Here is a 7309-nt window from a genome sequence, read left to right as displayed (position 1 = left end):
CCGACGGCCGGCCACCCCGCCGGTGCGGGTGGTCAGCTCCCGGACGATCGCGGTCGCCAGCCCGAATGCCGCGCGCCGCATCAGGGCACCGTCGGGCAGGCTGGCCAACAGCGGCGCCTCGGCTTCGCGGATCGTCTCGACGGAGTAGTAGTGGCGCATCACAGTCAGGATTCCATGCCATGCCGTGAACCGCGCCCGCCTTGCGTGTTCGGCTCGGCGGCGTACAGTCGCGTTCGGGTCAGTTAAATGAGCTAAGCACCATGCAGAAGGAGCGGACGTGCCACGAACGGAGAACGACACCTGGGATCTCGCCACCAGTGTGGGCGCCACGGCGACTGGAGTCGCGGTGGGCCGGGCCTTGGCCAGCCGGGGCCCCAACCCGTTGATCCACGATCCATTCGCCGAGCCGTTGGTTCGCGCCGTGGGAGTGGATTTCTTCAGCCGACTGGTCAGCGGCAAATTGGATCCCCGGGAAGTCGACGACGACGGCGAGTGGGGGATGCAGCGGATGAGCCAGATGATGGCGGTGCGCACCCGATTCTTCGACGACTTCTTCACCGACGCCGCCGCGCGCGGTATCCGTCAGGCGGTCATCTTGGCGTCCGGTCTCGATGCCCGCGCCTACCGGTTGCCCTGGCCGGCCGGAACCACCGTGTACGAGATCGACCAGCCGAAGGTTGTGGAGTTCAAGACCGAAACGATGGCCGAGCTCGGCGCTACCCCGACCGCCGAGCGCCGCGCGGTAGCCGTCGATCTGCGCCAAGACTGGGCGGCCGCGCTGAAAGGCGCGGGTTTCGACCCCACTCAACCGGCCGCGTGGAGTGCCGAGGGCCTGCTGCCGTTTTTGCCGCCCGACGCCCAGGATCGGTTGCTGGACAACATCACTGCGCTCAGCGCCGCGCTCAGCCGGTTGGCCACCGAGAACATGGCCAACGCCGCGCAGGCTGTGCCGATGATGGTGGAGCGGATGCGGGAGGTCACCGAGCGCTGGCGCGAGCACGGCTTCGACGTCGAGATGACCGATCTGTGGTATCCGGGTGAGCGTCAGGACGTGGTGGACTACCTGAATTCCCATGGTTGGGAAGCGACGGCTACGAGGGCTGCCGATCTGTTTGTCGCTCATGGTTTTTCGGTGCAAACTGCTGACGAGGACGAGCAGGCGGCGTTCGGGTCGCTGGCCTACGTCACGGCGACCCGCGGATAGCCGCCCGGCTCTGCAACCACCGTGCCGGATCCAGCAGCGCGACGTCACGACGTCGCGCCAGCGGGTAACAGCACAGCCCGATGGCGATCGCCACGCAGTGACCGATGCCGGTGAAGTTGGGGTTAGCGACGAAGCCGGCACCGTAGTACGCGACCAAACCGGCTAGGTAAACCCAGCGCCAGGGCGGTGCGACATGGTAGGTGAATACCGCCATCACCCCGACCATGAAGTAGCTGACACCGACGTCGCGGACGTGCACCATCCGTTCGGGCTCCAGGTGAAGTTCGATCGCCAGATACAACAGGCCTTCGCTGATGTACGTCGCGACGACATGCGCAGTGAGACCCACTGCAAGCCAACGTGTTTGGCCCAGCCATCGCTCGGCCGGCGCAACGAACAAGCTGAACAGCACCAGGCACGGTATCCATTTTCCGCCGTCGATCCAGAACAGGCTGGCGAACAGCACGTAGAGCGGGTCGGTGCTCAGATGCGCAATGTTGGTAGAGCGGTGCACGAGGAAGGTATGCAACTCGTGGCGACTCAGATGATGCTGGATGACGGTGGTGATCAGCAACACCGCTAACCACAGATATGTCAGCGGCGCGCTGCGCACGAACCGCCAGCCCGCGGTCAGCCACGTTGCCACCGCAATACCGGGTGACCTCGATCGCCTCACCCTTCTCCGCCCTCGTGCCTATACCCGTCCCAAGATAGGTCCTTGATCAGTGATGACGTCCCGCGTATCGTATCGACCTATTCCGAAACGCTGAGTAGCGTAATCACCGGGGAAGGATCGGGCTTGATGCGCAGCCGCTAAGCCGGCCAACCGTTCACCACGCCCACCGCCGAGATCGCGGCCGCCCTAGAGCAGGTCAGTATCCCGACGCCGCTTCTCTCGCTGGTCCATATCACCGGTGACCCGCGATTCATCCGCGAATTCAAGCCTGCCGGGATATTTCTCAATGAGGTCCAGGGCTTCATGTCCGAGGAGGACAAGGCGCGCGCACGCGCAGCTGCGCTGGCGGTGATCACCGACTATCGCGACCGCGGCTGCCCCGAACAACATTCCGTTCACGATCGTGGAGAAGAACGCCGGCCCAGGTGCCACGAAATCCACAATCCCACGCGAGTCAGAAGCTAGGGCTGTGACTTTCGAATCACGACCCTGGCTTCTGTTTCGCGCAGGGTCGCGGAGCTATTCGACGGTGACCGACTTGGCCAGGTTGCGCGGCTTGTCGACATCGTAACCGCGGGCCTGTGCCACCGAAGCAGCGAACACCTGCAGCGGGATCGTCGACAGCAACGGCTGGAAAAGGGTTGACACTGCAGGGATTTCGATCAGGTGATCGGCGAACGGACGGACCGTGTCGTCGCCCTCCTCGGCGACGACGATGGTGACCGCGCCGCGGGTCTGGATCTCGCGAATGTTAGACAGCAGTTTAGCGTGCAGCGTCGCGGCGTTCTTCGGTGACGGCATGACGACGATGACCGGCAGATCGTCCTCGATCAGCGCGATCGGCCCATGCTTGAGCTCGCCGGCCGCGAAGCCCTCGGCATGCATGTAGGCCAATTCCTTGAGCTTCAATGCGCCTTCCAGCGCCACCGGGTAGCCGACATGACGGCCCAGGAACAGGATGGTCGACGACTTGGCGAATCGGTAGGCCAGCTCGGCCACCGGCTTCATGCCGGTGAGCACGCGGGCCACTAGCTCCGGCATGGATTCCAGCTCGCGGTACTCGCGCTCGACCTCGTCGGGGTATTTGGTGCCACGCGCCTGCGCCAGCGCCAACCCGAGCAGATAGTTGGCGGCGATCTGCGCCAGAAACGTTTTCGTGGAGGCCACGCCGATCTCTGGGCCGGCGCGGGTGTAGAGCACCGCATCGCATTCCCGCGGAATCTGCGAGCCGTTGGTGTTGCAGATCGCGAGCACCTTGGCCTTCTGCTCTTTGGCGTGCCGCACCGCCTCGAGGGTGTCGGCGGTCTCACCGGATTGCGAAATCGCCACCACCAGCGTGCTGCGGTCCAGCACCGGGTCGCGATAGCGGAATTCGCTGGCCAGCTCGACTTCGACCGGCAGCCGGGTCCAGTGCTCGATCGCGTACTTCGCCAACAGCCCGGAGTGATATGCGGTGCCGCACGCGACCACGAAGACCTTGTCGATCTCGCGCAGCTCCTGGTCGGAAAGTCGCTGTTCGTCGAGTAGGATGCGGCCGTCGACGAAATGCCCGAGCAGGGTGTCGGCCACCGCGGCGGGCTGCTCGGCGATTTCCTTGAGCATGAAGTACTCGTAACCGCCCTTCTCGGCGGCCGAGAGGTCCCAGTCGATATGAAAAACGCGGGCATCGCCGGTCATGTCGTTGCCGTGAAAGTCGCTGATCCGGTAGCCGTCGGCGGTGATCACCACCGCCTGGTCCTGACCCAGCTCGACCGCCTCGCGGGTGTACTCGATGAACGCGGCCACGTCGGATCCGATGAACATCTCGCCGTCGCCGATCCCGAGCACCAGCGGGGTGGAACGGCGGGCGGCGACGATGGTGCCGGGCTCGTCGGCGTTGGCGAACACCAGCGTGAAGTGACCTTCCAGCCGGCGCAACACCGCCAGCACCGAGCCGGCGAAGTCGCCGGCGGTCTCGCCGTGGCGGTAAGCCTGCGCCACCAGGTGGACGGCGACCTCGGTGTCGGTGTCACTGGCGAACTCCACCCCGGCGGCCTCCAGCTCGCGGCGCAGCACCGGGAAGTTCTCGATGATGCCGTTGTGGACGACGGCGATCTTGCCGGCCGCGTCGCGGTGGGGATGCGCGTTGCGGTCGGTGGGGCGTCCGTGGGTGGCCCACCGGGTGTGCCCGACGCCGGTGCTGCCGCTCAGCGCAGCCGGGTCGGTTTCCGCGAGGGCCTTCTCCAGGTTGGACAACCGGCCCGCGCGGCGGCGCACGGTGAGCTTGCCGTGCCCGTCGAGCAGGGCAATGCCGGCCGAGTCGTAGCCGCGGTACTCCATCCGGCGCAGAGCATCGACGACGACGTCGCAGGCAGAGCGCTGCCCGACGTAGCCGACGATTCCGCACATAGCCCATCAGGGTAGTGCAGGCATTCGGTTACTCCTGCCTGCGCACCGAGTCACCGAGCCCGTTGCACCCGCCACTCAGCCGCCGGGGGCCGCTGGGTACCAGGGGCGACGCCGGGACTGCCCGGGATCCCGCGACCACCGGAATATGGGTCAGTGCCGTCCCAGTGCTCGAGGTCGTGCGGATCGCCGTCGTACCAGTGGTCGTCGTGGCAGCGGTCCCGGTCCCAGTTGTTGCCCCAGCTCGGATCCCAGGAGTCACCGGGGCACCAGTGGTACTGCGGGAACTGCGCGGGTTGGGCATCGACGACGGTTGCCGTTCCCACAGCGGCGAAGCCCACCCGCAGGTGATAGCGACCGCTGATGCTGCAACACGCGCGAACTTGTTCACCCCCGGTTGATGACCAGAAGGATGCCGGTGCAAACCTGAGCCGAAAGCGGGCAAGTCTTCGCGATGCCGAAAGCGGCCGACGCGTGGTTTGCAGCGGATACGATCGCCCGATCATGCCTGACGACACCATTAACGGGATTCCTCGCGCGGACCCACGCGCACGTCGTGCGGCATGGAAGCGCGCGTTGCTATCCCTGGTCGCGACCAAGCCCGGGGCAGCGGTGCACCGGACGATTGCAGCCCCGCTGGACGCGGCAGTCATGCGGGCAACACGCGGTCGCGTGAACCTTGGGGCAGGCGCGCTTCCGATGGTCGTCTTGACATCGACCGGCGCACGCAGCGGCCGGCGTCGCGAAACTCCCCTGGCATATTTCACTGACGGAGACGCCATCATCCTGACGGCTTCCAACTACGGAGGCCAGCGGCATCCGGGTTGGCTCCACAACCTGCTTGCCCATCCAGAATGCGAATTGCACATCGGCGACCGCGGCGGCCGTTTCATCGCACAGGAAGTAACGGGCGCCGATCGCGAACGGCTGTTTACACTCGCCGCCAATCTTTACCCGGGTTACGCCAACTACGCCGAGCGGACCGACGGCATCCGGACAATCCGAATGATGCGGTTGACGCCGGCCGACTAGGCCTGCGAGCCAGGCTCAGGTCTATGTGCGGCCCGGGGTGATAGCGCGTTAGCGTGCGCCATCTGAAGTCGTCGGCGTGCGCCATGTGAAGTCGTCGAAAGGCGATTACGACAGCGCACAAAGCGAAGGCATGCATCGATTTCCCGCGAGCAGCGGGCGGGCGGTCGGGTCCGAGAAGCTGTGGATGGGCGAGACGCACGTCGGCCCGCAGGTGGCCTCGGCCAACCATCACCACGGCGAATCGGAAACACCGATATTCGTCCGCAGCGGCCATCCCGACTTCGTCTTCCACGACGGCAAACGAGAAGTCCCGGTATCGACCAGTCCCGGCGATTACGTCTTCATCCCGCCGTACATCCAGCGGGTATCTGCCGTGCGCTACCGTCAAAGCGTGGCTCGTCCCCGCAAACTGTTCGCCGCTCTCACTCGTCGTGGCCCACACTGTGTTTTGCGTGGTGACCTCGCTTTTGCCGGGTTGCCGGGCGTCGTGTACACCCCCGAATCGGGGCTGAACCTGCCCGGGATTGCGTTCGGCCATGACTGGCTGACCGGCGTTCACCGCTACTCCGGCCTACTGGAGCATCTGGCGTCATGGGGCATCGTCGCTGCGGCTCCTGACACCGAGCGCGGATTGGCTCCCTCGGTCCTGAACCTGGCCTTCGACCTCGGTACCGCGCTCGACATCGCCGCTGGGGTGCGACTCGGGCCCGGCGAGATCAGCGTGCATCCCACCAAGCTGGGGCTGGTCGGCCACGGCTTCGGCGGCGCCGCAGCGGTATTCGCCGCAGCCGGCATGCCAGACAAGCCGAAAGCGATTGCGGCGATTTTCCCGACCGTCACCAAACCGCCGGCCGAACAGCCGGCGGCGACGTTGAAGGTGCCCGGGGTGATTTTCAGCGCGCCCAGAGACGAGAAGGCGTTGCAATCCAACGCACTTCAACTTTCCCAGGCCTGGGCCGGCGCCACTGCTCGGGTGATCAGCAAAGCCAAACCGCGCGGACTGGCCGAGGGACGCACCCTGGCGACGGCGTTCGGTCTTGGCGGCCCACACCGCAAGACGCAGAAGGCGGTTCGGGCGCTGCTGGCCGGCTACCTGCTCTATGCGCTCGGCGGCGACGAGAAGTATCGCGAATTCGCCGATCCGGAAGCGCAACTGCCCAGGACCCAAGCCCTGCCGCCAGAAGCAGCACCGGTGAGCCCCGAAGAGAAGATCGTCGCGCTGCTCAAACCGTGAGGGCACCGACCAACCAGACGGGTGCTACAAAGTCATGATGCGTGTCGGGATAACTCTGAACTACTCCGGCGGCTTCAAGGAAGCGGTCGACCACCTCGTCGAGCTGGAGAAAGTCGGCGTGGACATCGCGCTGGTAGCAGAGGCGTATTCCTACGACGCAGTCAGCCAGCTCGGCTATCTCGCGGCAAAAACCAGCGCCATCACGTTGGCCTCCGGGATATTGCCCATCTACACCCGCACTCCGACGTTGCTGGCGATGACCGCTGCCGGGCTGGACTACGTGTCCGACGGGCGATTCCACCTGGGTCTCGGCACCTCTGGACCGCAAGTGATCGAGGGGTTTCACGGCGTCGAATTCGACGCGCCGCTGGGCCGCACTCGTGAGGTGGTGGACATTTGCCGACGGGTGTGGCGGCGCGAACGAATCGAATACGTCGGGAAGCACTACCAGATACCGCTGCCGGCGGATCGCGGGACAGGCCTGGGCAAGCCGCTGCATCTCATCAACCACCCTGTCCGCGAACGCATTCCACTCTCGATCGCCGCGCTCGGGCCCAAGAACGTCGAACTGACCGCGGAAATCGCCGATGGCTGGCAGCCGATTTTCTTCTATCCGGATAAGGCCGAGTCCGTGTGGGGTCCTGCCCTGAAAGCCGGCTACGCCAAACGGGACCCGCAACTCGGTCCACTAGACGTCATGGTCGGCGTGTCGCTTGCCATCGGCGACGACGTCGACGAGCGGTTGGCGTGGAACAAACCGCAGTTGGCTCTCTATATC

Annotated in this window: 7 protein-coding genes and 2 pseudogenes; 5 read left to right on the top strand and 4 right to left on the bottom strand. The window is 65.4% G+C overall.

Translation table 11 applies throughout. The features are described from left to right. Positions 1-159 (bottom strand): annotated as a pseudogene (locus ACFE99_RS17185) (bifunctional ADP-dependent NAD(P)H-hydrate dehydratase/NAD(P)H-hydrate epimerase); the annotation flags it as partial. A gap of 118 nt (positions 160-277) precedes the next feature. Between ACFE99_RS17185 and ACFE99_RS17180 the strand changes: the two are divergent. Continuing rightward, the gene (locus tag ACFE99_RS17180) at positions 278-1204 is read left to right on the top strand and encodes a class I SAM-dependent methyltransferase (protein ID WP_375487365.1); all 927 of its coding nucleotides are present in this window, start codon (positions 278-280) and stop codon (positions 1202-1204) included. Here ACFE99_RS17180 and ACFE99_RS17175 read toward each other — a convergent pair. After that, a complete protein-coding gene (locus ACFE99_RS17175; protein ID WP_375487371.1) occupies positions 1185-1856 on the bottom strand; it encodes a rhomboid-like protein in 672 nt (223 codons plus the stop codon). The genes ACFE99_RS17180 and ACFE99_RS17175 overlap by 20 nt on opposite strands. A 198-nt stretch (positions 1857-2054) precedes the next feature. On the opposite strand from ACFE99_RS17175, the pseudogene ACFE99_RS17170 reads away from it, so the two are divergent. Further along, a pseudogene (locus ACFE99_RS17170) lies at positions 2055-2264 on the top strand (4-hydroxyacetophenone monooxygenase); the annotation flags it as partial. Positions 2265-2399: 135 nt separating this feature from the next. Here the strand turns inward: ACFE99_RS17170 and glmS are convergent. Both glmS and ACFE99_RS17160 read right to left on the bottom strand, forming a co-directional pair. Then, positions 2400-4268 (bottom strand): glutamine--fructose-6-phosphate transaminase (isomerizing), encoded by a 1869-nt coding sequence (glmS, locus tag ACFE99_RS17165; protein ID WP_375487363.1) that lies wholly within the window; start codon positions 4266-4268, stop codon positions 2400-2402. Between the two features lie 50 nt (positions 4269-4318). Further along, on the bottom strand, positions 4319-4606 hold the full coding sequence (locus ACFE99_RS17160; protein WP_375487361.1) for a hypothetical protein: 288 nt from the start codon (positions 4604-4606) through the stop codon (positions 4319-4321). A 163-nt stretch (positions 4607-4769) separates the two neighbouring features. On the opposite strand from ACFE99_RS17160, the gene ACFE99_RS17155 reads away from it, so the two are divergent. The 3 genes from ACFE99_RS17155 to ACFE99_RS17145 form a co-directional block, all read left to right on the top strand. After that, positions 4770-5297, top strand: coding sequence for a nitroreductase/quinone reductase family protein (locus ACFE99_RS17155; protein WP_375487359.1), 528 nt, complete (start codon positions 4770-4772; stop codon positions 5295-5297). Between the two features lie 391 nt (positions 5298-5688). Next, positions 5689-6531, top strand: coding sequence for a dienelactone hydrolase family protein (locus ACFE99_RS17150; protein ID WP_375487369.1), 843 nt, complete (start codon positions 5689-5691; stop codon positions 6529-6531). A 37-nt stretch (positions 6532-6568) separates the two neighbouring features. Beyond that, positions 6569-7309, top strand: a 741-nt coding sequence (locus tag ACFE99_RS17145; RefSeq protein ID WP_375487357.1) for an LLM class F420-dependent oxidoreductase, incomplete at its 3' end; no start/stop codon positions are given.

This window comes from uncultured Mycobacterium sp., assembly GCF_964249325.1.
Classification (GTDB): Bacteria; Actinomycetota; Actinomycetes; order Mycobacteriales; family Mycobacteriaceae; genus Mycobacterium.
Note: the sequence above shows the minus strand (reverse complement) of the source record. Positions and strands in the feature narration are given on the sequence as shown.

Excerpts from the sequence above, each read along its gene's own strand:
- ACFE99_RS17155 (WP_375487359.1), top strand. The coding sequence starts at position 4,770 with ATGCCTGACGACACCATTAACGGGATTCCTCGCGCGGACCCACGCGCA.
- glmS (WP_375487363.1), bottom strand. The coding sequence starts at position 4,268 with ATGTGCGGAATCGTCGGCTACGTCGGGCAGCGCTCTGCCTGCGACGTC.